This is a genomic window from Phormidium sp. CCY1219, from assembly GCF_035615515.1.
Classification (GTDB): Bacteria; Cyanobacteriota; Cyanobacteriia; order Cyanobacteriales; family Laspinemataceae; genus CCY1219.
On the sequence record NZ_JAJENT010000466.1, the window covers coordinates 1 to 24,350 of the forward strand.

Sequence of the window (24,350 nt, forward strand, 5' to 3'; positions counted from 1 at the left end):
TGGTTATCCCGAGTTTAAAAACGAGATTATGGCTTCATTTTGGCCTCCGAGAAATAGGGTGGTCATTGGTCATTGGTCATTGGTTCGGGGGTGGGGGGCTGCGGTTATTGGTCATTGGTCATTGGTCACTGGTCATTGGTCACTGGTCACTGGTCATTGGTCATTGGTCACTGGTCATTGGTCATTGGTCACTGGTCATTGGTCACTGGTACTCCCTCAAAGGACAAAGGACAAAGGACAAAGGACAAAGGACAAATGACAAATGACAAAGGACAAATGACAAATGACCTTCGATTGAGCTGCATGACAGTTGGCGAGTTTTTCACTCACTCGATTCCGGGATGGTTCGTAAAATAAATGAGCGGCGGTTTCGATTTTTTGCATTTCCGCTTGCCACTGCTGCAACTTGAAGTTGCGTTCTTTCTCTTCGCTAGCGGAAGGAGTTGGCAGGCCGGTTTCGCGGCTGTATTTGCCGTGGTCGGGGTGTAATCCTTTAAAATACTTCGTCCCTTCATTGGGATAAATTCCTCTTTCCCTGAGCAGTTGTTCGCAGTAGCCTTGCCAGAGATAAATGAAGACGCGGGAAGCAAAATCCGGATGCGCTCAAAGCGATCGCTATAATTCGCCCAAAAATCCCGGCGACGTTGTAGCTGATTCGACTCCCAATCGCGAAGATTCAACTGCTTTAACAACAGCTTGACTAATTTCTGGGAATCCCCATAATTCAGCGCTCCAATCCAATTTTTTAAAGCTTCTTTGGCGGGGGTCGAGAGTTCGCTCCAGCGAGACTCGGGAGTGGTGATGCCATAGTGGTTTTGCAACCACTTTACAAGGTCTGGGAACCGCTCGCCTAATTCTTTCCGCAGGTTGAGAAGCAGATATTCCACCCCATCCAAATGCTGTTTTGCTGACATTTCATTCAAGCATTGAATCAGCAGGTTAGCCCAATCCGGATCCGGCTTGGCTTGCTTGGCAAATTTCCTGACCATCGCTGGAAATACTTCGGCGATCGCCTCAATCTCTTGGGGGAGTTCCGCCGCTTTCAGCAAGTCTTTCGGGGTGAGTAAATGTTCAAAACTGAGACAAGCAATCTTCTGCGCCGCTTTCGGTTTTTTGAGTGCCAAGAGAATATCCACGGTTACGCGATCGCCGGTGTTAAACTGCGAGGCAAACTGCGCGAAGCAATCCGCCAAAGAGGTGGGCAAGATTTTCCCACCGAGGCTGTTCTGGGTTTCTGGAATATCGCGATCGCCCCTGGATTCGCAATTGTCTCCAACGTTCTCCCTTGGCGGTAACGATCCATTTTCCGCCTTCACCGCAGCGGTTTTATCCCGGTTATAATGCAACGCCAAACGCCAAAATAATCGCCGTTTAATCACCTGGTCAGACAGGGCAAATTGCCAAATCCCTCGGGAGGTTTCTTTCTGGCGATCGCGACTTTGCCCCCGGTCCCATTTCCCTTTCGCATAGAAGCAGTAAACCCACTCCAAAATCGTTACCCGTTCGCCTTTCCCCGTCTCAATATCCGCCAGAATCTCATCGAGACTGCGCGACGGTGTTGCCTGATTTCTGGGCACCTCTGGGGGTAATTTTGGCGGCGGCATTCCCTCACTTTCTCCGCTTGCCGATTTCGGATACAGTTGGGGAAGCGGTGGCAGTTGTAATTTTCTAAACTGAACGTTCATGCTTACTCCTCCGGCAAAGATGATTCAAATTCAAACAATTTTCCCCAATCTTGCGGCCTTAATTGGAACCGAAATACCACCTTTCGGTCTCTGGGCGAATCCACTTGTTGATTGGCATCCAATTCCCCACGACCGGCTGCCAATACTTTTTGTTTAAAATCCGCTTGGGTGGGAAACTGCAGAGAAGAAATATACTCCGACACCGACAAAGCCCGTTGCAAGCTCAGATCCATATTTTCTCTTTCGGTGCCAAAGGAACTGGTGTGACCTTCCACAATCACCCGGGTAATCATTCGGTCAAATTCATCATTGGAGAAAATCACTTTGCTGTAAACGGGAATGAAGCTCCGCAGAAACTGTTTGCCGGCTGGCTTGAGTTCGGCACTACCTTCATCGAACAAAATCGCATCGGGAATGCTCACATCTCCGGTTTTTTGGTCTACTTGCAAGTTTTCTCCCCCGGGAACTTCTTGGCGCAGGGTATTGAGGATGACCAGGGGAAGTTTATCGAAGGCTTCTTGGTACTGCTTGAGCTGCACCATCACGGTGATGAATAGCAGGGCAAAAAACATCAGCAGTCCTGACATTAAATCCCCAATGGAAAGCCAAATACCGGCGTCGTGCTCCTCTAATACTTCATCCGCCAATTCAAAGTCGGAAAAATCGCTCATTAGCTTTGGCTCCCATTTCCATTCTTCAGTTCTTTGGCTGAGGCTACTGAGGCTACTAAGTAATGGGATACATCCATCACGCCATGAAGGTTCTGGTTAATTTGCTGGCATACTGCAGCGGATGCCCTATCCCGCTCTTCGAGACCTTTTGTGTAGATTTCATGGGCTTCTTGCAAATATTTCATAAGCTGCTCGTTGCCATTTTTCAGGGCTTCGTCAAATTGCTTCGCCATGTTTTGATAAGCGCTGTCAATCTGCTGCGCTTCGCTGCCAATTTTGCGAATAATTTCTTGCAACTGTTGCAGGCGTTCCCCGGAGGTTAACCCGGTTTTGTTTGCTAAGTTGTAAACTGTCTTAGCTGTGTCCTTAATCGAAGCCATAGCTTCTGTAATCGCCGTCCTCATTTCCCAAGCATCTTCTAGGAAGACCTGCTTCAGTGCGGCAATGACTTGTTCCAATTCCTCTCGTTGGGCGCGGAGAGTTTCTTCTAGCAGATTTTTTTGCGATTCAAAGAATTTATTAAGGGATTCCTGGTATTCGATGCGGAATTTTTCTAACTCTTCCTGGACGGTTGCGCGAGTGTTTTGCAGCATCTTATCTACATGGGTTAAAGTATCCAGCAAGTTGTTTTTGGCTTGGTTCATCAGTGCAGATGCTTCTTTGCCCACGGTTCGCAGGGTATCGGTTTGTTCCTTAAAGGCTTTTTGGGCATCTTCGAGAACTGTTTTGGTGCGCGCTTCCACTCCTTCGAGCATTTCTTGTTGTTTTTCTGCCTGTTTATCCAGGGATTGCTCGAGTTCTTGGCGGATGCCTCGGAAGCTTTCTGCTGTTTGCTTGGCACTCTGGTCAAAGGCTTCGCGCTGGGCTTTCATGCCTTCGATACTTTCGGCAACGGCTTGTTTGATTTTTTCGGAAACTGTGAGGAGCACACCTTGCGTATCCTGGCTGAATTGGTGGAGAATTCCTTGTAAATCCAGTGCAAATTGTTTCAGGTCTGTGAGGGTTTGGGTTTGGAATTCCTGAATGGTTTTGACGGCTTCGGCCAATTGTTTGGTAATGTCTCCCAAGGCAGTTTTCAGCTCTTTAACTGCCTGGGATGCTTCTTTGGTGAGTCGGGCACTTTCATCGAGGCGTCGGACAACTGGTTCGATTAATTCGTCGCGCAGTCGCGTTACCAGATAGTCTACGGTTTGACCTTGCTGTTGTTGCAATTCGCGAATTTGGGATAATTCGGCTTGCATAGAGTTGAGTGCGGGAGTCAGTTGGGCGCTGGTTTCGCGAGCGATCGCCTCGGGAGTGAGCTGATTCAAATGAACCAGCATTGGATTGAGTTCTTCATGGAGGGCCGATCGCATGGATGTAGCAACGGCTTGTCCAATCGCGTCAGCACTGAGGCTACTCTGTGCCCCGGCGGTCCGAGGTGCCATGTCCAACAGAACGGGTGCGATGTCGGCGAGAATGCGTCCCGGGGTGAGCAGAAAGGCCATTTTGCTCAATTTTTGGCGCAAACTGTCCCGTCGCCATTGTCGCAGGCGTTCTCCAGCGGCGAGGAATAACATAAACACACTGGCACTCCCCAATCCCCACAAGGAAGTTGAGAAGGCGAACTTCATCCCGGAGAGCAATTCGGTACTGGTTTGCAACAAGGTATCGGTTTCTTGGATGGCGTCGAGATTGACTCCTTGCAACCCGAAGTAAATGCCGGTGAAGGTTCCCAACACTCCCAATGCGGTCAATAATGTGGGGGCAAAGTACACCGGACCGCGCGGGATGGGTTTGCTGAGTACCGTGGGGGAGGAGAGCATCACAAAGCTACCGGCTTCTTGCTTGGGGAAAAATCGATTCCCTTTCATTTCGCCGGCAAAATGCCGCAGGAACCATGCCCGCATGTTTTCATCGAGGTTGAGGCCATTGCCGTCGGTTTTCTGGTATTTTTTGAGGGTGCCGATCGCCTTTGCAGCAGGTCCGCAGCGAGTGGTGCAATACCGCGCGATGGAGAGAACTTCGCATAGGGCAGCAACGATCGCCACTGCCAAAATCACCAGAACAAATAGGGAATTCACCATAATTGGTATCCTTTTTTACAGATTTTTCATGTTTTCTATGTAGTCCGGTGAGAACAATTCTTCGGCGACTCGCACCGGCAGGTGGGCGGCATCGGTGTGCCCAGCTACGGATTCCCGGAGACGTAACCCATACAGGGGTTCCTCACGTTCCGCATCTGGATCTAATGCCAGATAAACGCGATCGGGTGCATACTGGCGCAACAATCGCACCTGCAACCGATTTTTGATTTCTGCTAGGGATGTGACCAAGGAGGCAATATCCCCAAATTCTCGCGCCACTTTCCACGCGCGATTGATGGCGTGGATTTCGTTAATCAGTTGTTCTAGAGAGGGGTTTAAGAGCGTGGTCACGCTAGATTCACGATTCACTTGCCTTTGAATATCCAATATTCGGTACTATCAAAGCCAGCTTTGACAAGGGGTTTGAGGGAGAGTTGGGGAAATTAAGCCCCTACTCGATAACTTTATAGGGATGGTTTCGGGAAGTTGAGATAATCTGTACTGCGGACGGATGGCGATCGGACGATGGCGGGCGGTCGGGAACTGCGATCGCCTCACGGGGTCAACCATAAATTCTGTTATTTTACGATTAAATCTTTTATTATCCTTCCGTCAAACCGTGTTTACACGTAACTTTGTAGCAGGAAATGCCTACAAACCACCGTATAAACACAGTGGCTTGTAAACAAATATTACGGAGTATCGGATTGATAAGTAGCACAAAATCGTCTCCCGCGATCGGGCGACATGAGAGAACTCCGCTGGCGGATCCCAATGTTAGCTTTCCATAACAAAAGCAATTATGGATCCATGTTGGCCCCCAGGGATTGAATTGTTCCATCCACGGTTATGGTTTGACGATAAGCAGGTCTCCTCAAAATAGCGGCTTCTAAGTACCTATTGGGGAGAAATTCAAATTTTATGCACATGTGGCAAAAAAATTTTGGTCAGTGGTCGTTGGTCGTTGGTCATTGGTAGTTAGTAATTGGGAATTGGTCACTGGTCAGTGGTAACAGGTCATGTGGTAACAGGTCAGTGGTAACAGGTACTCCCTCAAAGGACAAACGACAAATTGACCAATGACAAAAGACCAATGACCAATGACCAATGACCAATGACCAATACTTACTGCTGAGGGGTGCAGCACTCTACGATCGCTTCATCGGCGAGATGGCCCAACCCAATGGATTGCAGGAGTTCTTGCCACTCCTGTGCGATATCCCCGTCTTCGGGATTATCCCGCTGCAATTGGGCGAGGGTGGTGACGGTTTCGTGCCACAATCGATTTGCGGCATAGAGTTCCACGCGCTGTAGGGGTGCGATCGCGGTTTCTAGGCGATCGTCGAGTGCGCGATTGGGGGCAACTCGTTGGACTGCGCCTCTGACCACTTCATCCTCGGCGCGGATTCTGGGATTGCATCGATAGGCGAATCGCCACAGATATTCCTGACCGATTTCTAAGGGGGGCGCGCTATCCGGTAAGCGGATGCTGACAATTCCGGGAGTTTCGGAAATGGGCAGGATGAGGCTATACACTTCCATTTCTTCTTCATCCATGAGGGTGAATTCCACGTCCCGGGGAGGATTGGAGGGATAGGGGACGTAAAACCAGAAGGTGGGATGGGGGGAAATGGTGTAGTTGACGCGGGCGGGAATTAAAGCAGTTAGGGGTTTATCCACGGCGGGACAGGAGGTGCGACTTCCAGACCCTTCGCGATCGTCCGGGGGTTCGGGATCTGGGGGTTCGAACTCGGTGGCGAGGAGTGATTCTGACAATGGGGAATGAGGAGTCTCGCCGGTGAGTTCTTTGCTAGCGCTTCCGTACACTCTCGCCCCCGGTACCATCCCGATGAGGACGATCGCGGCGATCGCCGATCGCAATTTCCCGCTATTCCACGATTGACCTAAGCGATTGGACAAGGTTCTAATCCTCCGTACAGTTTTTCTTCTCTCTACCTATCGCCGGGGGAGCAAACATTTACGCAAAATTCTCATTGGTCATTGGTCATTGGTCATTTGTCATTGACCAGTGACCAGTTACCTGTTACCAACAACCCATAACTAATAACCAATGCCAATGCTGGGGGGATGAGAGGAACCCAAGTGCCTTGGAGGAAGAGGAGAAAGCAGAGTGCATATAGAACAGCGATCGCGGTTGCGATCGCGCCAACGGTTCGCAGGGGACCTCGGATGCCCCAGAAGATAACGCCACCGACGGCGGACCACAGGGCAATCCAGATTGTTTCTCCCCACCAAAACCAGACGCCGATGAGGGGACGCCCGTCGAGGACAGCGCTGAGGATTTGACTGACCATCTGCGCTTGCAGCATGAGGCCGGGGATTTCTGCGGAGGGAGATTGTGCCACGGTGTGGGGGGTGACAAACGACTTGGGACTGGTACTGCTAGCGGTGACGCCGATGAGTGCGATTCGGTCTTCGATCGCGTTGGGGTTAAATTGTCCGTTTAATACTTCGGTGAGGGTGAGGGTTTCGGCCACGGGGGAGGAGCGATAATTTAACATCATATACCATCCTCCTTTGCCGAGGGTTTTATATCCACCGCTATTGCGTTTCATCTGATGAAATAGGGTGTTTTCGAGTTTTACGGGGGTGTCTGTATCCTTGGGTCGGTGGGGGAAAATATTTTCCGCTGCGAGATATTTTTCGGCGAGTTTAAAGCTTAACGCCATTCCGGTGTTGCAGTCGGATTCTTGTTGTTTCATAAACAGGAGATGACGGCGCACGACATTATCTGGATCGATGAGGAAATCATCGAATCCCAGGCGGTTGTCGGGGATGACGGGGAGCGATCGCACCACTTCTCGATCGGGTTTTTCAAAGCTACATACGGCAAACACATTGGATTGTTGCTGTAGTTGGGAGATTAATTCGGAATGACCGGGAGGAACGGGGAAATCTCGATAAAGGGTTAATCCGATCGCGCGCGGTTGATGCGGTGCTAATTTTTGCAACAGTTGAGTGAGTTTGGCATCGGAAATGGGATATTCTTCCAGGTCTTGCACGTCACTTTCGGTTATTTCCACGATTACAATGCGCGGATCGGGTGGTTCTGGAGGATGCGATCGCATAAAGCGATCGTAGGCGCTCAGTTCCCATCCCTGTAACAGTCCCAATTGGCGGATGAGGATAACGAGAAAAGCGACAATTAAACTCGGTATCCAAAACCAGCGATCGCGCAATCCATCAGCATGGCGGGTTACTTTGTGCGGTGGTTTTTGCCAGCGCATCGGCACTTCGGCGGGATTTTGACAGATAATGGGCAACCAACTGGCACAGGGGAATTTATCTTCTAATCCTTGCAGTCGTTCTCGCGCTTGGCGGACGGCTAAATAGAAGGAAGAACCGCGAGAAAATGCCTTGACAAAATGGACTAAAAATGCATTAGCCACCCGGTCGGCGATCGGTTCTCGCATGACGATAATTTGGGGAATGTGTAAATCCGCCAATTCCCTGGCCAACCCCAATCCCTCACAAGAGTTAAAAATGGCCAGTTGCAATCCGCGACCGATAGCGGTTTTCAGGGCAGATTTCAGATGAGAAATCCCGATTTTGTCTGCAGGATTGATGGCCAATAATCCGCGATCGCCCTCTTCTTGGTGCTCGCTATGACCCGCAAAAAATAAGATATCCCACCCGCGCTCGTCCCACAAGCGATCGTCGAGTTCCTCCCGAGAAGGTTCGACCAAAAATACCGTTTCTGCATCGGGAATTGCGGCTAAAATTTCGCGATCGGCGGTAATATCGATGCCGTTGCTATTGCCCAAAATGGCTAAAATTCTGATACAATCTCGGGAATGGGATTTTTCCACCCGCTGATATTGCGGCGCGCTCAAGGCAATTTCTGCTTTGGGAAAATCGGACAAAAAGTTCCAGAAATGCCAAGGTAAGCGGCGCAGGGATTCATCATCGGTTTCGATAATCAGTTGAATTTCTTCTCCGGGATGCAGATGCGATCGCAATCGGCGATCGATAGAACGAAATTCCTCCGCATCGAGCCATTCATTGATAAGCTGAAGGTACTGGGTGCAAATATCGGCCAATTCAACTTGCGAAACATTGGTAACATCTTCGCGCTCGATTTTAATGCGCGGATGCCATCCCGGAGTGCGATATAATGCCTGATAGATTAATTGCCAGCGACGATAAATGGCATTTAATTCCGTTGCTGGAGGTAAAGCCCCCGTAAACTTAAACGGACGAGGATTTTCCGGTTCCCAAAGTAAGGCGGTAACATTGGGAAAACCGGAACGTAAATTGCCGGATCCGAGATTAATTACGACGATTCTTGACAAGAAACTACCCTTTTAAATCTCAAAGCGTTCTACAATTGAGGCATTTTCTAGCGCCACTTGGATCGAAAACCGTTCTCCCCTTTCTCCTCTAAATCGAGGAAGTTGGATGTAGTTATCTTGACGGCGCGATCGCACGTCTTGCAATATCTCCCCAGAGGGTGATAGTAATGCCAAGTTTAGATTGGGCGGTAAATAGGTTTCGCCATCTGGCGGATACAGTCGCACTCTCACCACCACCCCGTCAGGTTCCGGTGTTAGGGCGACAAGCAATACGAGGGATTGATTCCCAAATTGCATTTCTAAGTCTATCAGTTTTGCGCGTTCCACCTCCGCATCCCCATCCCGGGGAGAATTGCGGAAGTTATAAGCAACGGTTCGATCGCCAAAAATTGTTTGGGGAGACTGCCAATTTTGGGCAAAGATGCCTTGCAACCATTCACTGAGGCGCAGGAAATTATTAGCAGAAGCGATCGCGTTGGCGGCGGTGGTGTCACTGCGGCACAACGCTTCTACAGCGGTTAGCAAATCCTCTAGGGGTTGCAACTCACTGGGGGATAACTGTTGGCGATCGACCCGGGGAATAAATCCGAGAATATTCGCTTCGGTCAGCGAGTCTTTTATCTGCACCACTACATATCCAATGCGATCGCACCACACTTCTGGGGGAATTCTACAGGTTTGCTGATGTTCTCGCATCGGACGACATTCCACACGACCCAATCCCGTCAGCGGTAAATCCGCTACATCACTTCCCAAGCAAGCGATCGGATTCCAACTATCCCCCGCCTTCAATTCGGTGGGAATTCCCATCCACTGCAAATAATTATTCACCACCCACACCGCTAGGATATTAAAATAAACTTGTTCTGCTTTTTCACGAGTGGGTTGTTGGCGCGCCAACTGCTTTGCTTTCCGACGCCCCTTTCCACCGATTAACATCGGCACGGCAAAGTTTTCTATTTCTCGAGTATTATAAATCATGGTTGATTGGTCATTGATTGATTGGTCATTGGTTTATTGGTCATGGGTCATGGGTCATTGGTCATTGGTTGTTGGTTATTGGTCATTGACAAAAAACCAATGACCTTTTTATAAATATCCTTCTGATTCGCCAAATTTACGCAATTGAGGCATGCATTTGCGCTGATAAAAGCTGCTGAGGGTGGACACTGACACCCCCAATTCAGCGGAGAGGGTTTCCCAGGGGGTTTCTGGGGGTAAGCGGCGCAGGATCAACAGTTGAGCGGTGACATCTTTGCGACCTCGGATGTGGAGACCCCGTAATTCCCCATCCGGGTCAGTTTTCGCCCACTGGCGGGTTGCTTGTAGCATGGGCGGGATATCCGGGGGGGCCGCAAAGCGATCGAGAAAGTTGAGGGAACCGTCATCATCGAAAGGCGGTGACGGGGAAACCCGGCGGTTGTTTTGCTGTTGCGCTTTGATGACCCGATCTTTGAGGCGTTGCTTGAGGTAAAAATTCAGCCAAGTGGTGACGCGACTGCGATCGGGGTTGTATTTTTCTTTTGCTGTATTTGCTTCACAGAGATTCTGGCAAAAATACAGCCAAGTTTGTTGCCAAACTTCTTCATAATCGGGGTGATAGTCTCGCCACAGTTTGCTCGAGTTAACAATCAGACGGTACAGTTGAGTTAACCCTCGCCGGCGTTGGGCGCTGTGCGGAGGGTGGCGACAAGTCTGTTCGATGAGCGATCGCAGTTGTGCTTCTAAAGGATCCATAGCTGATTGGAGTGGCAGAGCAGCAGAATTTTTTCCATTGTTGCGCTTAATTTGGTAAGCTCATAGTAAAGTGGGATTTAGCGTGCATTGTCCCAAACCGCCCATGCGTCTCAAAATCATTTCGTCCTGTGTTCTTCCCATCGGGTTTATCGTTCTCGGTGACATCCAGTTTACCAAACTTCCGTCCTGGGGAATCGGCATGTCCCCCGGATTGGCCCAAGCTGAAGGAGAAACGATGGTTGGTGAAGCGATGCAATTGTACGAACTTGGCGATCGACAAGTTTCTGAAGGGAAACTGCACGAAGCGTTGGAGACATTCGATCGCGCTTTGCGGAGGGCGCGGGAAGAAGGCGATCGCGTATTGGAAGCGGTTATTTTGAATGATATCGGGGTGGTTTATCGCAATCTGGGCGACTATTCTCAGGGGTTGTAATTTTTAAGCCAAGCGCTCACTCTGCGCCAAGAAATTAACGATAAATCCGGTATCGGTCAGACGTTAGTCAATCTGGCTGCAGTGTATCAATCCCAGGCCAATTATCCCGAAGCGCTGGATTTTTTGCAGCAAGCTTTGGCAATTCTTAGAGAGGAGAAAGAGCGGTATGGGGAAGCGGTGATTCTCAACAATATGGGAGAGATTTACCGAGGATTGGGACAAGCGCGCCATGCTTTGAGTTACTTTGAAAAAGCGCGATCGCTATTCGATGCAGAGGGCGATAAATTTGCAGTGGGTATCGCCGTGGCGAATATTGGTGCGGCATATGATGCGTTAGGCGAGTATTCTCAGGCGTTAGAATTTTACCAAGAAGCAGTGGCGATCGCCACTGCAGTGGAAGATGCCGTGGGAATCGGTCAAACCCTGTTAAATATGGGGGCGGTTTATGAAAAGTTAGCCGAGTATTCCCAAGCGTTGGAATCCTACCAGCAAGGGTTAGAGGTGATGCGCGCTGTGGGAGATTTGGATGCGATCGCCCAAGCGCTGAACAATATCGGGTCAGTTCACCGACTGCGCGGAGACTATTCCCAAGCGTTGCAATTCTACGATCGCGCTTTAGAAATTCGGCAAAATATCGGCAATCGCGCGGGCATTGCTGTCACCCTGAACAATCAAGGGGTTGCTTTAGTGGAAGCGGGGAAAATTCCCGAAGCGATCGACACCTTATATGCGGCGATCGATGCGTTAGAATCCCTTCGTCCCGGATTGAGCGATCGCAACAAAATCTCGATTTTCGATAAATATCGTTCCAGTTATAGTGTCTTGCAAAAAGCATTACTGGCGCAAAATCAAATCGAAACGGCTTTAGAAGTTTCTGAAAGAGGTCGCGCCCGGGCTTTTGTAGAATTAATCGCCCGCCGGGTTTCTCCCGAAGCGGCGCAAGAGTATGCCAATGAGAGGATTTCTTCCCCCACGATTGCGGAAATCAAGCAAGTCGCAGGGGCGCAGAATGCCACGTTAGTAGAATATTCGATTGCAATCGATAATAAAGGGGAAAATTCTCAGCTTTTAATTTGGGTGGTCAAACCTACGGGAGAAATTCACGCCCGCCAAGTGGAATTAAGCAGTTTAGAGCAATATCGGGATAATTTGGTGCCGTTTTTGGTGCGTGGAGAACCGGATGGGAATTCGGATAGTTTGTTAACGGCTTTGGTGCGCGGAACTCGCGCTGATTTGGCAGAACCTCTGCTTAGCATTCCCGCCGATCGCGTCAGTTCTGTGAAGTTAAAGAAATTGCCCCAATTATTGATAAAACCGATTGCGGATGTACTACCAAAAAATCCGGAAGAGCGGGTGATTTTTGTGCCGCATAACGAGTTATTTTTCGTCCCGTTTCCGGCGCTGCAAGATGAGGCGGGTCGCTACTTAATCGAAAATCACACAATTCTCACTGCTCCAGCAATTCAGGTGTTACAGTTAATCGCACAAGAAGCAACCGGCGATCGCGCCACAGGAGAGGCGTTGGTGGTGGGCAATCCGGTGATGCCGGTGGTTTCCAGACAACCGGGAGAAGAGGCGCAAACCTTTGATAAGTTACCCGGGGCGGAACAAGAAGCGATCGCCGTCGGGGCACTTCTGAATACCGAACCGTTAATCGGAAGTGAGGTTACCGAAACTCGGGTATTGCAGCGGATTTCTACAGCAGATAGAGTGCATTTGGCCACACATGGGTTGCTTGACGATTATAGCACCTCCGGTATCCCCGGGGCGATCGTACTCGCCCCCGGCGACGCGGCGGATGGATTGCTCACCGCTGAGGAAATTATGGCCCTGAACCTGAATGCTTCGCTGGTGGTATTGAGTGCTTGCAATACCGGGGGCGGAAATATTACTGGCGATGGGATTGTTGGATTGTCTCGCGCCTTACTTGGTGCCGGTGCGAAAAGCGCGATCGTCACGTTATGGAAAGTTGAAGACGCTCCTACCGCACAATTCATGCCCGATTTTTATCGCTTTCTCGCACAAACCGGCGATCGCGCCGTGGCCCTGCGACAGGCAATGCTGGCAACTATGCAACAACATCCCAACCCCCGCTACTGGGCAGCGTTTACCCTCATCGGCGAATCTCGGAGTCGGCGATAGGCGATCGCATTTTTGCCTGTTTCATGTTACTTTGGTAGAGTATTCAGATGCAGCAGAGATGTAACATATGGGTGTGGTTAGAGTGAAAATTCAACTCAAAAATCCCACTGATGTTAAATTAGCCAATCGAACCAATCCGCATTGAATTGCAAGGACTTCAGATGACGGAACCTGCTATGGTTGCTGGGGCAGAAGTGCTTATTGGTCAGACAGTTTTGGAGACATTGGCTTTGCTGGTCGATTGTTTAAATGAGCGTCTAGTTTGCGCCCCAGACAATTAAGAGCGAGAGCTATAAAGGCAGAAGTTGAGCCAAAAGATATGAATCGAGTCAAAGTTAAGGTGATTCTCACGAATTACGATTTCCCGGGATGTATTGCAGACGTTGGGTTTAGAAATTGGGCGAAAGCAGGTGATGCAATGTAATGACGGGAGCAAACCAGTGGCAGAATTGACCGATCCGGTGACAATTGAGTTCGCCGATCGCACTGCGACGGTAGAAACCCTCGTTGCTGGGGATGAAGTGGCGATCGGACGAATTGCGTTGGAATGGTTAGATATGGTAGTAGACGAATCCAATCGGCGCTTAATTCCCAATCCCGCACATCCGCACGGTCCGGTTTATCGAATTTAATCTGCTGCTATATATAAACCTCTCCGGTAGGCAATGCCGATTTCCACCCACAAAAAATTTCGGACAATTCAGCGAAAATAGATTACAATAAAATATTGACAGTTTAGGGTAAAGAAAGTTTATGGGATGCGGACTGTATCTCTATGGTATTTTCCCCGCACCGGGGCCACAAGGATTGGCATTGCAAGGGTTAGACAAACAACCAGTGCAAACCCAGGTTGTGGATGAGTTTACCTTCTTATATTCCGAGGCAAAACAGAAGCGATATTTGGCCTCGCGCCGCAATTTACTCGGGCACGAAAAAGTCTTGGAAGATGCGATGCAGCAGGGATATCGCACCTTGCTGCCTTTGCAATTTGGATTGGTGGTGGAGGATTGGGATGCGGTGAGCGAGCAACTGATTGTTCCTCATAAAACTCGCTTGCAGGCGCTATTCGAGCAATTGGAAGGCAAGCGGGAAGTGGGGGTAAAAATATTTTGGGATACTAATGCCGAGTTACAATTAATGCTAGAAGAAAACCCGGAGTTAAAGGCAAAACGGGACAGTTTGCAAGGGCAAGTGCTGAGTATGGATCTAACCATCCAAATCGGGCAAGAATTAGAGCGATCGCTCGAACAGCGCAAAGAAGCCATTATCAACCGCTTCCGGGAAGAACTCAATGACTTAGCATTTGAGGTGGTGGAAAATGAATTGCTCTCCGAGGCGAGTATTTATAATGCCGCTTATCTGATTCCTTGGGATGCAGAAGCAACCTTCGGCGATCGCGTGGAATCCCTCGATCGCGAATTTGAACAACGGCTCCGCATCCGTTACAATAACTTTACCGCCCCTTTTAACTTCGCCCAACTCGATCGGGTTTAAGCTGACATCGAATTGTTAAAATAGAGCGGGAGTTGGGTGGGCAATGCCCACCCGATATCATCTCTAGGAATGAGGGGGAACGAGGAAAGTAGATACAATTGAGGTAAAGTAGGATTAGACTGTTCGTTTCATCGACAAAATGAGCCAAAACCCTTACGCTTGGATCGAGAAAAATCTGGCCACCATTCACCGGGCTTCCTGGTATCGAACTGTCACGCCCATAGAGAGTAAACCGGGGGCGGTGGTGCAAATGGAAGGGGAAACGCTGATTAATTTTGCCAGTAACGATTACCTGGGTTTAGCGGGAGACCCTCGCCCGATGCAAGCAGCGATCGCAGCGACAAAAGCCTATGGCACCGGCGCAACGGGTTCGCGATTAATTACGGGACATCGAGAACTGCACCGACAGTTAGAAAAGGCGATCGCGCAACTCAAACAAACCGAAGACGCGATTGTATTTAGTTCCGGATATTTAGCCAATTTAGGTGCGATCGCCACATTAGTAGGCAAGCGGGATTTAATCCTAGCAGATCGATACAATCATTCCAGTTTAAAAAATGGGGCAATTCTGAGCGGTGCAACGGCGATCGACTATCCCCACAATCAGATAGAAGCATTAAAAACCTTGCTGGAAAAACACCGGGAGAGCTATCGACGATGTTTGATTCTTACCGATAGTGTATTCAGCATGGATGGCGATTTATGTCCCCTGCCGCAAATTTTAGATTTAGGGGCAGAATTTAGCTGTATGGTATTAGTGGATGAAGCGCATGGCACGGGGGTTTTAGGACCGAGTGGTGCGGGAGTGGTGGAACATTTCGGCTGTACGGGAGAGCAGTTGATTCAGATGGGCACCCTGAGCAAAGCATTGGGCAGTTTGGGGGGATATGTTGCCGGTAGTGCGGTGCTGGTGGATTTGTTGCGAAATCGCGCCCCCAGTTGGATTTACACCACTGGGCTATCCCCTGCAGATACGGCGGCGGCCCTAGGGGCGATCGCCATTATTCGAGAAGAACCGCAACGACGGGCGAAACTGTGGTCGAATGTCAATTATCTCAAACAACGGCTGCAAGAAATGGGGGAGGGCGCGCCGCCGGGGAACAAAAAAAATGGGGGCTGGTCATGGAGTCTTTTGCCCTCAGAATCACCGATTCTGTGTTTGGAAATGTCAGATGCACTCAGCGTCGTCAAGGCGGGTTCTGCGCTGAAAGCGACGGGAATTTTGGTGGGTGCGGTGCGTCCCCCCACCGTGCCAACCAGCCGGATTCGAGTTACAGTAATGGCAACTCACGAACCGGCTCAGTGCGAGCATCTGGTCCAAGGGTTGCAGTGCCATTTGAAAAGATGATGAAACCGACACTAAAATCTGTCATTCCCGCATTTGGACTGGCGATCGCCTTGCTAGGGTACGGTCCGAGTCTGCGGGCACTCCCACTTCCCCCGGTTCTGGCGCAAAACAACGCCGAGAGCTTTTTTAGCGCCGGGGTGGAGAAAATGGAGGCGGAAGACTACGCCGGGGCGATCGCCGATTTCACCCGCGCCATCGAACTGGATTCGGAGTTTGTGGATGCCTATACCGCACGCGGGATTGCGCGCCATCGCCGAGAAGACTACGCCGGGGCGATCGCCGATTTTACCGAAGTGCTGCGGTTGAATCCCAATCAAAGCGATATATATGCCCTGCGCGGTATCGATTTTCTCTATGTGGGGGAATATCGAGCCGCGATCGCCGATTTTAACCGCGTCATTGAAACCGATCCCCTGGATGCGGATGCCTATCTGCTGCGAGGAGGCGCGAGAAGCGAACTGGGAGAATACGAAGGCGCGATCGCCGATTACAATCGCGCCAGCGAACTGGCACCAGATAATCCCACGATTTATCGCAAACGGGGACAAACCCGGGCGCGCGCGGGAGACTATGAAGGCAGCATCGCCGATTTTGACCGCGCCATCGAGCTAAATCCTGGAGATGCCTTGGTCTATGTTTACCGGGGAAATGCCTATGATGATTTGGGGGAAAGCGACGCAGCGCTGGAAAACTACCAACGGGCGATCGAGCTCGATCCGAATTTACCCCAAGCGTATTACAATCGCGCCATTACCCGCCGCCGACTGGAAGATTACCCGGGCGCGATCGCCGATTATACAAAAGCCATCGAACTGGATGGCGAGGATTATCGCGCCTACCTGAACCGCGCCATTGCCTATGCCTTGTCGGGGGAATTCGAGCGGGCGATCGCCGATTATAGCCAAACCTTGGAACTCAACCCCGAGTTAGGAAAAGCACACTACAACCGAGGGCTAATTTACCAACGCCTTGGCGACGCCGACGCCGCACGCAAAGACTTTGAAACCGCCGCCGAGCTTTATCAGCAACAGGGCCAAAGCGAGAAATACGAAGACGCGCGCCAAGCGATCGAACGCCTACAGGAGTAGTAGCTTGCCGCCCAACAATCTCCCCGCTCCCTCATCTTACACCACCAGATGACCGTTCGCCACCGATTAAACTATAATCATTCTACCCGTTAAGGTTGACCCGCCTATGAACGCCATCGAAACTGCCACTCACCCCCGTGCTTGCCCCCTCGCAGATGCGATCGGCAAACTCTTTATTATTGCCTATAAAGAGTCAACCGAGCAACTGGAAACCGCCTTGACCCATGAAGGCTTTTCCTGCGAAGTTATCCGACAGCAAGACAGTGCGGAAACCGCCAATTTTTCCCCCAGCTATCGCTGTTTGCTCAACCATCGCCGCGCCTGGGAAAAAGCCCTGGAAGAACCCCAACCCACCTTAATTGTAGAAGCCGATTTCGTTCCCGTGGTGGGAATGGGAAAACTGCCCCTACCCTTTCCTCCAGACAGTTCCAAGTTAGGAATTTCCTGGCTCTATACCTGCGCGCCGCAAATTTACACCGTCTCCGACGAAGGCTATGCAGAAGGATTTTCTACCTCAATGGTGGCTTATGTGATTACCGCCGAAAGTGCCAAATTTCTCATCGAACTGGCGGAGCACATTCGCGAAACAATTGGGCCGACGAATTATTCCACTTGGGATTCCGAAATCGACACTTTTCTGCGTCAGCGACAGTTAAAAAATTACGTGCCTTTTCGCAACTATGGCGAACATGGAGGACGCCCCAATCCCGAACATCGACAAAATAAACTCAGTACCAGCCATCGCGCTGATGTGCTCTACGGAAAACTCGCCTTTGTGCCGATGTATGCCGAAACCGAAAATGCCACCCCCTTTACCTATCTTTATGTGAGGAGCAAGGCTCGTCTCAAAGGTCTCGCCCGTCTGGCGGTGGGCAAATACCTCCGACTGCCGGTAGTGCGAAATAGTAGCTTTCCCGCGCGACTGTTAAGTTTTGCCATCCGCCGCCAACTCTCACTAAAGCTATAAATCTCACTATTAATAGAATCCGCCTCTTTCGCCGCCCGAGTCGGTCAACCTAGAAATACCGGACGAATCCGCCCGCCAAGGAGTAGCGATCGCCCGCCGCCCCCAGTCAGTTTGCTTGTCTCCCCCCTCTGCCATACGCTATCGTCAGAATAACTACTCGTTTTCCTCTGGAATTTGTCGTGCTGTTGTCAAACCGCTTTGCTTTCATCCCCGTCGTTTTGTTAGTCCTCGTCAGCTTGAGTGCCTGTGCCAATCGTCCCAATAGCGAACAGCTAGAGCAGACCTTTGCCCCAGACCCCAGCTTGCAAGAAAACCCCGTCACCCTCGGCGAGTCCACTGTCGCGCCGGTGACGGGCGACGCGGGAGCAGATTCTCCCGCCAAACTCCCCCAAGATTTCCCCGAAGCCATTGCGCGCTATCCCAACGCCACCTTAGTCGAAGTCATTCCCCCCACCCGCGCCGACGCTGCAGCAGAGGCCACCAACAAACCCGAGGGCGTCTCAACCGTATGGCAGACTTCCGACAGTACCGAGGCGCTGTTTGACTTTTATACCACTCAGTTTCAACAGTCCAACTGGGAAATCGTACCGCAACCGGAAGCCGCACAACCGGACAAATTAACCGCGCGCAAAGGAGACGAATTGGTCGTCACCCTAACCCTCGACCCGAACCCCGCCTTATCCCCCGCCGCAGAAACCGCCAACCAAGGGCCGCAAACTACTCAATTTATCCTCCAGTACCGGGAAGGCGATCGCGCCACCACCGAACTCCCAGTCGAACCATCCACCGACACCGAGGAAATCGCCGCAACCGAACCCACCGACACCGAAGCAACCCCCCCCAACTCCACCGACGCTCAAACTCCCACCGGACTCGAATCAGTCCCGGAACAGTTACGTCCCTATCTCGCCGACTTAGAACAACTCGGCGTCCTCCGTCTCGATTCCCAATCTACCAAAACCAACTCAGACAACACCCAAAAACCCCTCGAACTCAACCAACCGATCCGCCGCGCTCAATTCGCCCAATGGCTGATCGAAACCAACAATCAAATCTATGCCAACCAAACCGCCAAGCAAATTCGCCGCGCGCCCCGCAGCACCAAACCCGCCTTCACCGATGTGGGACAAAGCAATCCCGCTTTCGGTGCCATTCAAGGATTAGCCGAAGCCGGGATTATTCCCAGTCCCTTAAGCGGGGATAGCGCCGCCGTCTCCTTTCGCCCCGACGCCCCCCTGACGCGCGAAGATCTGCTCCTGTGGAAAGTCCCCTTAGATATCCGGGGCAATTTGCCCACCGCCTCGGTGGATGCGGTGCAAGAAACCTGGGGCTTCCAAGATGCAGCGAAAATCGATCCCAAGGCATTACCCGCCGTTTTGGCCGATTATCAAAATGGCGACCTGTCCAATATCCGTCGCGCCTTCGGATACACGCGGCTGTTTCAACCCAAAAAAGCCGTGACTCGCGCCGAATCCGCCGCCGCTATCTGGTATTTTGGCGTCCAAGGTGACGGGCTATCTGCTGAAGATGCCTTGCAAATTCAACCGCAAACCACTCCCTAGCTGACAGGGGCGTTTTCCAGACTCTCCCGGGATTCTGGCTTGCCCTGCCTAAGCAAATTTTAGGGAAATCCCACCAAAAACTAGATGCTTTTGGAACAATTAAGATATGATGCCTGAGAAAATTCTTGTCTAGCCCACGATTGGCAGAGTCTCTATGAATACAACCACTCATCGGACCGATTGGATTAATAAACTTTGTGCATCCGAATTTAATTATTGGTTCGGATACCCCGTAAACTTGGCTTTGGTGGTTTGGTTCGCCTCCCATGCGTTTGCCGGCGGTCAATCCCAACTGAGCATCCTGGAATGGCTGTTGTTTTTAATAGCCGGATATCTGGTTTGGAGCACGATCGAATATATGGCCCATCGATATATCTATCACGCGATCGCTCGCTTTGGTATCGGACACAACCTCCATCACCAAAACCCCACCGCCCTCCTGGGCGTTCCCTGGTATGTCACCACTCTCGTGCTGTTGGGGATTTTCTATGCACTTTCTTGGGTCTTGGATCCGGCACCGATTGGCGTTTTTATGGCGTTTAGCTGGTTTTTCTATACCCTGGGCTGTTTCTTGCATCACTGGATGCATCGCATCACCTTTAATAACCCCGTCCTCCGACTCCTGCAAGAACATCATTTGATTCATCACGTAGATCCGGATGTGAACTTCGCCGTACTCGGTCCGTTTTTGGATTGGATGCTGTTTAGCGGCAATAAAACCCCGGTTTCGGTGGAATTTCCCGGGGAACGTTCTTGAGGTGCGTCGGATAAGAATCAAGCGCAGATTATTAGGATGAAATAAGGGATGTTTGGTGGACTGATAAATGGCACTCGCCGATGGTTTCGCAGTCGCAAGCGCCGAAAACGTTTAGGGCTATTTTTGGTCGCGCTTCTCATTGTTTTAGTGGGATTTATTCCCGTTAGAATCGCGATCGCTCGCTATCGCACGCCGCAACCGGAAGCCATCTTGGTCCTGGGGGGGCATCCCAATCGCGTCACCTTTGCGGCGCAGTTTTGGCAAAGTCACTCCAATCTGGATATTTGGCTGTCGAGTCAGGGCAGCGATTCTCCATACTACCGCCGCATTTTTCGCGAAGCTGGAGTGCCAGAGCATCGCGTTCATTTTGAAGTCAACTCTACCGATACGGTGACGAATTTTACTTATACTCTCGATGAGTTGCAACAGCGCAATGTACGCCATGTGTTTCTGATTACCTCGGACTATCATATGCGGCGATCGCGCGCCATTGCTACCGTCGTTTTTGGCAGTCACGGGATTATCGTTACCCCCCTTTCTGTCCCCGCCACAGGGTTTCCGCCAGAATCCCCCTGGCGAGTATTGCGAGACATTTTGCGTTCGATTCTCTGGCTGTTTACTGGCTACTCCGGTGCTAATCTCAATCCAGATTTACAGTCTTAAGCTAGGGGGAAATTATTGTTATTTACTCAACTGATTAACCCATAAAAAATAACCAACGATCGATGACCAATGACAAATGACTAATGCAATGTCTTTAGCAGAATATGACAAACTCTTTAGCACCATTGAAACTTTGGTGATGCACCACTCGCCCAGTGGTGTGGAAGGGGAAATCGACCAATTTTTAATGGATCGGTTTGCCCGTTTTAATGTGGAGGTGTGGCAAGATGAGGCGGGAAACGTTATCGGCAAAATTCCCGGGCGCGACGCCGGGCGATCGCTCGCCATTACCGGTCACAAAGACGAAATTGGCGCGATCGTCAAAACCATCGAACCGGATGGACGAATTCGCGTCCGCAAGTTGGGGGGTGCTTTTCCCTGGGTGTATGGCGAAGGGGTAGTGGATTTACTCGGGGATAACCACACCCTCAGCGGCATTCTCAGTTTTGGATCCCGTCACGTGTCTCACGAATCGCCGCAAAAGGCGTTTCAGGAAGAGGTTTCCTTGTCCTGGGAAGATGCCTGGGTGGAGACGAAATGCACCCCAGAAGAATTAGAAGGGGCGGGAGTGCGCCCGGGGACGCGGATGGTGGTGGGCAAGCATCGCAAGCGACCCTTTCGCATGGGGGATTGGATTGCCAGTTACACCCTGGACAATAAAGCATCGGTGGCGATATTGCTGGCGTTGGCGTCAGGGGTGAAGGATCCGCCGGTGGATATTTATTTGGTGGCCTCTGCGAAAGAAGAAGTGGGGGCGATCGGAGCGCTTTATTTTACCAATCGACAGCGGGTCAACGCCCTGATTGCCTTGGAAATTTGTCCCCTGGCACCGGAGTATCCGATTCAAGATGGGGAAGCGCCGGTGTTGCTATCCCAAGATGGGTATGGGATTTATGATGAAGGCTTGAATGAGGAGATCCGCGCGGCGGCGCAGAGGGTGAAGGTGCCGTTACAGTTGGCGGCGATTAGTGGATTTGGCAGCGATGCCTCGATCGCCATGAAGTTCGGCCATGTGGCGCGATCGGCCTGTTTGGGATTTCCCACCCAAAATACCCACGGCTATGAAATCGCCCATCTCGGCGCGATCGCCCATTGCATCCACATCCTGCAAACCTTTTGTACCGACCCTGCTTAACTCAACCCAGAATTTTTAGCGCTCGAAACCCCTACCCTGTCAGGATTTCGGGAAAAATCAAAAAAAAATCAAAAAATTTGCCCAAAAAGGGTTGACAGCTTTGGAAAACCAAGTTACGGTATAAAAGGTGCAGATGAGGGGCGCTACTTCAGCGCAACTCACGGTGGCAACTCAGGCCCCCATCGTCTAGAGGCCTAGGACACCTCCCTTTCACGGAGGCGACGGGGATTCGAATTCCCCTGGGGGTACTTTACGCCATACCGATGCACCCTGAATGAGAAAAGACACCTCCCGTGGGTGTCTTTTCTCAACCCAAAACCCAGTATAGGGCACCACATGCCCCCATCGTCTAGAGGCCTAGGACACCTCCCTTTCACGGAGGCGACGGGGATTCGAATTCCCCTGGGGGTATTATCAAGCAATCAAAGGCACCTCACTGAGGTGTCTTTTTGCATGGTTACCCGGTGGCGGTGGGGGATTATTCTTCTGATAGTTTGTCGAGGCGTTCTCGGAAAGAGAGTCGGACTAAAGCGCGCATGAAAATCAGGAAGGTAAAACCACAGAAGCAAAAGGCAGCGATCGCCAATCCTTCATAACTTCCCACCAGCAACACCGCACCCGCCACCAACGAGAATCCAAACAAGCAGGCGTAGATTAAAGTTTTCACCGCTAAATTGATGCGCGTCAGCAGGCGATCGCTAGCTAAAGAACGCACCTGAAACTCCATTTCTCCGCGTTCGATGCGCTCTGTCAACTGGCGCAACAACACCTCGCTTTCTTTCGGTTGTTTGAGTTTATATTGAACGAATTGGCGAGCTTGTCGCGTCACTTCCCCGAGTACGCCACTCTTCCCTTTTCTCCCCGTCACCCGTCGCACGAAGGGTTTCGCGCAAGCCACCGGATTGTAGTGCGGATCCAGAGTGCGGGCGATTCCATCCAGGGTGGTTAAAGATTTGAGAATAAACGTCATCTGGGCCGGTAAGCGAAACGGTTGCTGCTCGAACATTGAATACAGTTCGCCTTTCAGTTCCCGCAGGGCTTTAATATCTAGGGGCTTTTCGGTGAAATTTTCTAACAGAAACGACACCAATCGTCGCACGGGTCGCATATCTTTCACCGGCACGATTAACCCCATTTCAATTAAGCTATTGAGCACCTGTTCCGTATCTTTTCGCAACACGGCGAAGAAGGTGCTAATCATGCTATTTTTGGCCAAAGATTGGATTTCCGCCATCATGCCAAAGTCATAAAAAATCAAGCAGCCTTGTTGGTTGACTGCCATATTTCCCGGGTGGGGGTCGGCTTGAAAGAAGCCATCTTCTAAGAGTTGTTTGAGGTAACAAGTAATGCCGCGTTCGTTGAGTTGCTTGACATCGATACCGCAGGCTTCCAGGGTTTGGCGATCGTCAATTTTGATTCCCGGCAAATATTCCATTGTCAGGATTTTTTGGGTACTGTAGCGCCAGTAGACTGCGGGCACGATGATTTCCGGGTGGTCTTGAAAGTTTTCCCGGAAGCGATCGGCGTTTTTGCCTTCTTGGATGTAGTCGATTTCTTGGGAGAGAAAGCTGACGAATTCGCGATAGATTTCTGGTAGTTCGTATTTGCGCGTCCAGGGGAAAAAGCGCTCGGAAAACCCGACTAATTGGCGCAGCACTTGAAAGTCGAGGCGGAATAATTTGTCGAGTCCGGGTCGTTGGACTTTGACCACCACATCTTCGCCGCTGTGCAGGCGCGCTTTGTGGACTTGTCCGAGACTGGCAGCGGCGATCGGGAACTCGTCAAAATCGCGAAAGAGGGAGTAAAGGGAGTTGCCCAGTTCCGATTCGATGGTGGCGATCGCTTCGCTGGAACTGAATTCTGGCACTTGATCCTGTAGGGTTGCCAGTGCTTTGACGTATTCTTTGGGCAACAGATCCGCTCGAGTGGAAAGTGCCTGTCCGATTTTAATAAATGTCGGTCCTAAATCCAGCAGGGTGCCCACTAACCATTCCGCCCGACGATAGCGGTGATTGACCGAACTTTTGGCAACGTTTTTATCCCACCATAGGTAGAACATGAATTGCGCTGCTGAGCTGAAAATGTCAATTTGACGACCCAGCAGCGAATATTTAGAGCGTTGCCAACGTAATGTCTTTGGATCGGCCTTGGTAAGCATTTGATGACTTTTGAGAACCAGTTCACCCCGACGCTGCGACAAATTCCTCACCTCAAATTTTCCCCATCTAGGGTATCTTATTTTAAACTCTAGAGGTTAACTGGTCCGAAAATAAAGTTGTTCAGTGGCGG

General features: G+C 50.8%; 20 protein-coding genes, 2 tRNA genes and 1 pseudogene. 14 read left to right on the forward strand and 9 right to left on the reverse strand.

The features are described from left to right. A pseudogene (locus tag LKK83_RS11340) lies at positions 1–266 on the forward strand (hypothetical protein); the annotation flags it as partial. A gap of 60 nt (positions 267–326) precedes the next feature. Here LKK83_RS11340 and LKK83_RS11345 read toward each other — a convergent pair. From LKK83_RS11345 to LKK83_RS11380, 8 genes are all read right to left on the reverse strand, one after another. Then, a complete protein-coding gene (locus LKK83_RS11345; RefSeq protein WP_324631224.1) occupies positions 327–1,685 on the reverse strand; it encodes an EH signature domain-containing protein in 1,359 nt (452 codons plus the stop codon). Positions 1,686–1,687: 2 nt separating this feature from the next. Beyond that, positions 1,688–2,356 carry an OmpA/MotB family protein gene (locus LKK83_RS11350; RefSeq protein ID WP_324631225.1) on the reverse strand — a complete coding sequence of 223 codons (669 nt, stop codon included), beginning with the start codon at positions 2,354–2,356 and terminating at the stop codon, positions 1,688–1,690. Beyond that, positions 2,356–4,422, reverse strand: a complete 2,067-nt coding sequence (locus LKK83_RS11355) for a hypothetical protein (protein ID WP_324631226.1) — start codon at positions 4,420–4,422, stop codon at positions 2,356–2,358. Before LKK83_RS11355 ends, LKK83_RS11350 begins: the two co-directional genes overlap by 1 nt. Before the next feature lie 15 nt (positions 4,423–4,437). After that, entirely contained in the window at positions 4,438–4,773 is a 336-nt protein-coding gene (locus LKK83_RS11360) for a hypothetical protein (RefSeq protein ID WP_324631227.1), read from the reverse strand. Positions 4,774–5,547: 774 nt separating this feature from the next. Next, entirely contained in the window at positions 5,548–6,342 is a 795-nt protein-coding gene (locus LKK83_RS11365) for a DUF928 domain-containing protein (RefSeq protein WP_324631228.1), read from the reverse strand. Positions 6,343–6,434: 92 nt separating this feature from the next. After that, a complete protein-coding gene (locus tag LKK83_RS11370; RefSeq protein ID WP_324631229.1) occupies positions 6,435–8,735 on the reverse strand; it encodes a CHASE2 domain-containing protein in 2,301 nt (766 codons plus the stop codon). A gap of 12 nt (positions 8,736–8,747) precedes the next feature. Continuing rightward, the gene (locus LKK83_RS11375; RefSeq protein WP_324631230.1) at positions 8,748–9,716 is read right to left on the reverse strand and encodes a DUF1822 family protein; all 969 of its coding nucleotides are present in this window, start codon (positions 9,714–9,716) and stop codon (positions 8,748–8,750) included. A gap of 108 nt (positions 9,717–9,824) precedes the next feature. Then, positions 9,825–10,472, reverse strand: a complete 648-nt coding sequence (locus LKK83_RS11380) for a sigma-70 family RNA polymerase sigma factor (RefSeq protein ID WP_324631231.1) — start codon at positions 10,470–10,472, stop codon at positions 9,825–9,827. A 103-nt stretch (positions 10,473–10,575) separates the two neighbouring features. Between LKK83_RS11380 and LKK83_RS11385 the strand changes: the two genes are divergently transcribed. The 13 genes from LKK83_RS11385 to LKK83_RS11445 all read left to right on the forward strand — a co-directional run bounded on the left by LKK83_RS11385 (position 10,576) and on the right by LKK83_RS11445 (position 22,472). Next, positions 10,576–10,905 (forward strand): tetratricopeptide repeat protein, encoded by a 330-nt coding sequence (locus LKK83_RS11385; protein ID WP_324631233.1) that lies wholly within the window; start codon positions 10,576–10,578, stop codon positions 10,903–10,905. A 21-nt stretch (positions 10,906–10,926) separates the two neighbouring features. Continuing rightward, positions 10,927–13,047: a CHAT domain-containing protein gene (locus tag LKK83_RS11390; RefSeq protein ID WP_324631257.1), complete on the forward strand. Its 2,121-nt coding sequence runs from the start codon at positions 10,927–10,929 to the stop codon at positions 13,045–13,047. Between the two features lie 410 nt (positions 13,048–13,457). After that, positions 13,458–13,679: a hypothetical protein gene (locus LKK83_RS11395; RefSeq protein WP_324631234.1), complete on the forward strand. Its 222-nt coding sequence runs from the start codon at positions 13,458–13,460 to the stop codon at positions 13,677–13,679. A 121-nt stretch (positions 13,680–13,800) separates the two neighbouring features. Then, positions 13,801–14,541, forward strand: coding sequence for a GvpL/GvpF family gas vesicle protein (locus LKK83_RS11400; protein WP_324631235.1), 741 nt, complete (start codon positions 13,801–13,803; stop codon positions 14,539–14,541). Between the two features lie 139 nt (positions 14,542–14,680). Next, positions 14,681–15,889 carry an 8-amino-7-oxononanoate synthase gene (bioF, locus tag LKK83_RS11405; protein ID WP_324631236.1) on the forward strand — a complete coding sequence of 403 codons (1,209 nt, stop codon included), beginning with the start codon at positions 14,681–14,683 and terminating at the stop codon, positions 15,887–15,889. Beyond that, on the forward strand, positions 15,886–16,977 hold the full coding sequence (locus LKK83_RS11410) for a tetratricopeptide repeat protein (RefSeq protein WP_324631238.1): 1,092 nt from the start codon (positions 15,886–15,888) through the stop codon (positions 16,975–16,977). Before bioF ends, LKK83_RS11410 begins: the two co-directional genes overlap by 4 nt. A 106-nt stretch (positions 16,978–17,083) precedes the next feature. Then, on the forward strand, positions 17,084–17,944 hold the full coding sequence (locus LKK83_RS11415) for an LPS biosynthesis glycosyltransferase (protein WP_324631239.1): 861 nt from the start codon (positions 17,084–17,086) through the stop codon (positions 17,942–17,944). A 179-nt stretch (positions 17,945–18,123) separates the two neighbouring features. Then, the gene (locus LKK83_RS11420; RefSeq protein ID WP_442957306.1) at positions 18,124–19,506 is read left to right on the forward strand and encodes an S-layer homology domain-containing protein; all 1,383 of its coding nucleotides are present in this window, start codon (positions 18,124–18,126) and stop codon (positions 19,504–19,506) included. A 154-nt stretch (positions 19,507–19,660) separates the two neighbouring features. Further along, positions 19,661–20,263, forward strand: a complete 603-nt coding sequence (locus LKK83_RS11425) for a sterol desaturase family protein (protein WP_324631242.1) — start codon at positions 19,661–19,663, stop codon at positions 20,261–20,263. Between the two features lie 48 nt (positions 20,264–20,311). After that, the gene (locus LKK83_RS11430) at positions 20,312–20,926 is read left to right on the forward strand and encodes a YdcF family protein (RefSeq protein ID WP_324631243.1); all 615 of its coding nucleotides are present in this window, start codon (positions 20,312–20,314) and stop codon (positions 20,924–20,926) included. An 88-nt stretch (positions 20,927–21,014) separates the two neighbouring features. Continuing rightward, entirely contained in the window at positions 21,015–22,061 is a 1,047-nt protein-coding gene (locus LKK83_RS11435; protein ID WP_324631244.1) for a M42 family metallopeptidase, read from the forward strand. A 175-nt stretch (positions 22,062–22,236) separates the two neighbouring features. Next, positions 22,237–22,309, forward strand: a tRNA-Glu gene (locus LKK83_RS11440). Between the two features lie 90 nt (positions 22,310–22,399). Next, positions 22,400–22,472, forward strand: a tRNA-Glu gene (locus tag LKK83_RS11445). Positions 22,473–22,539: 67 nt separating this feature from the next. On the opposite strand, the gene LKK83_RS11450 is transcribed toward LKK83_RS11445, so the two are convergent. Continuing rightward, on the reverse strand, positions 22,540–24,219 hold the full coding sequence (locus tag LKK83_RS11450) for an ABC1 kinase family protein (RefSeq protein ID WP_324631245.1): 1,680 nt from the start codon (positions 24,217–24,219) through the stop codon (positions 22,540–22,542). Positions 24,220–24,350: the final 131 nt, after the last annotated feature.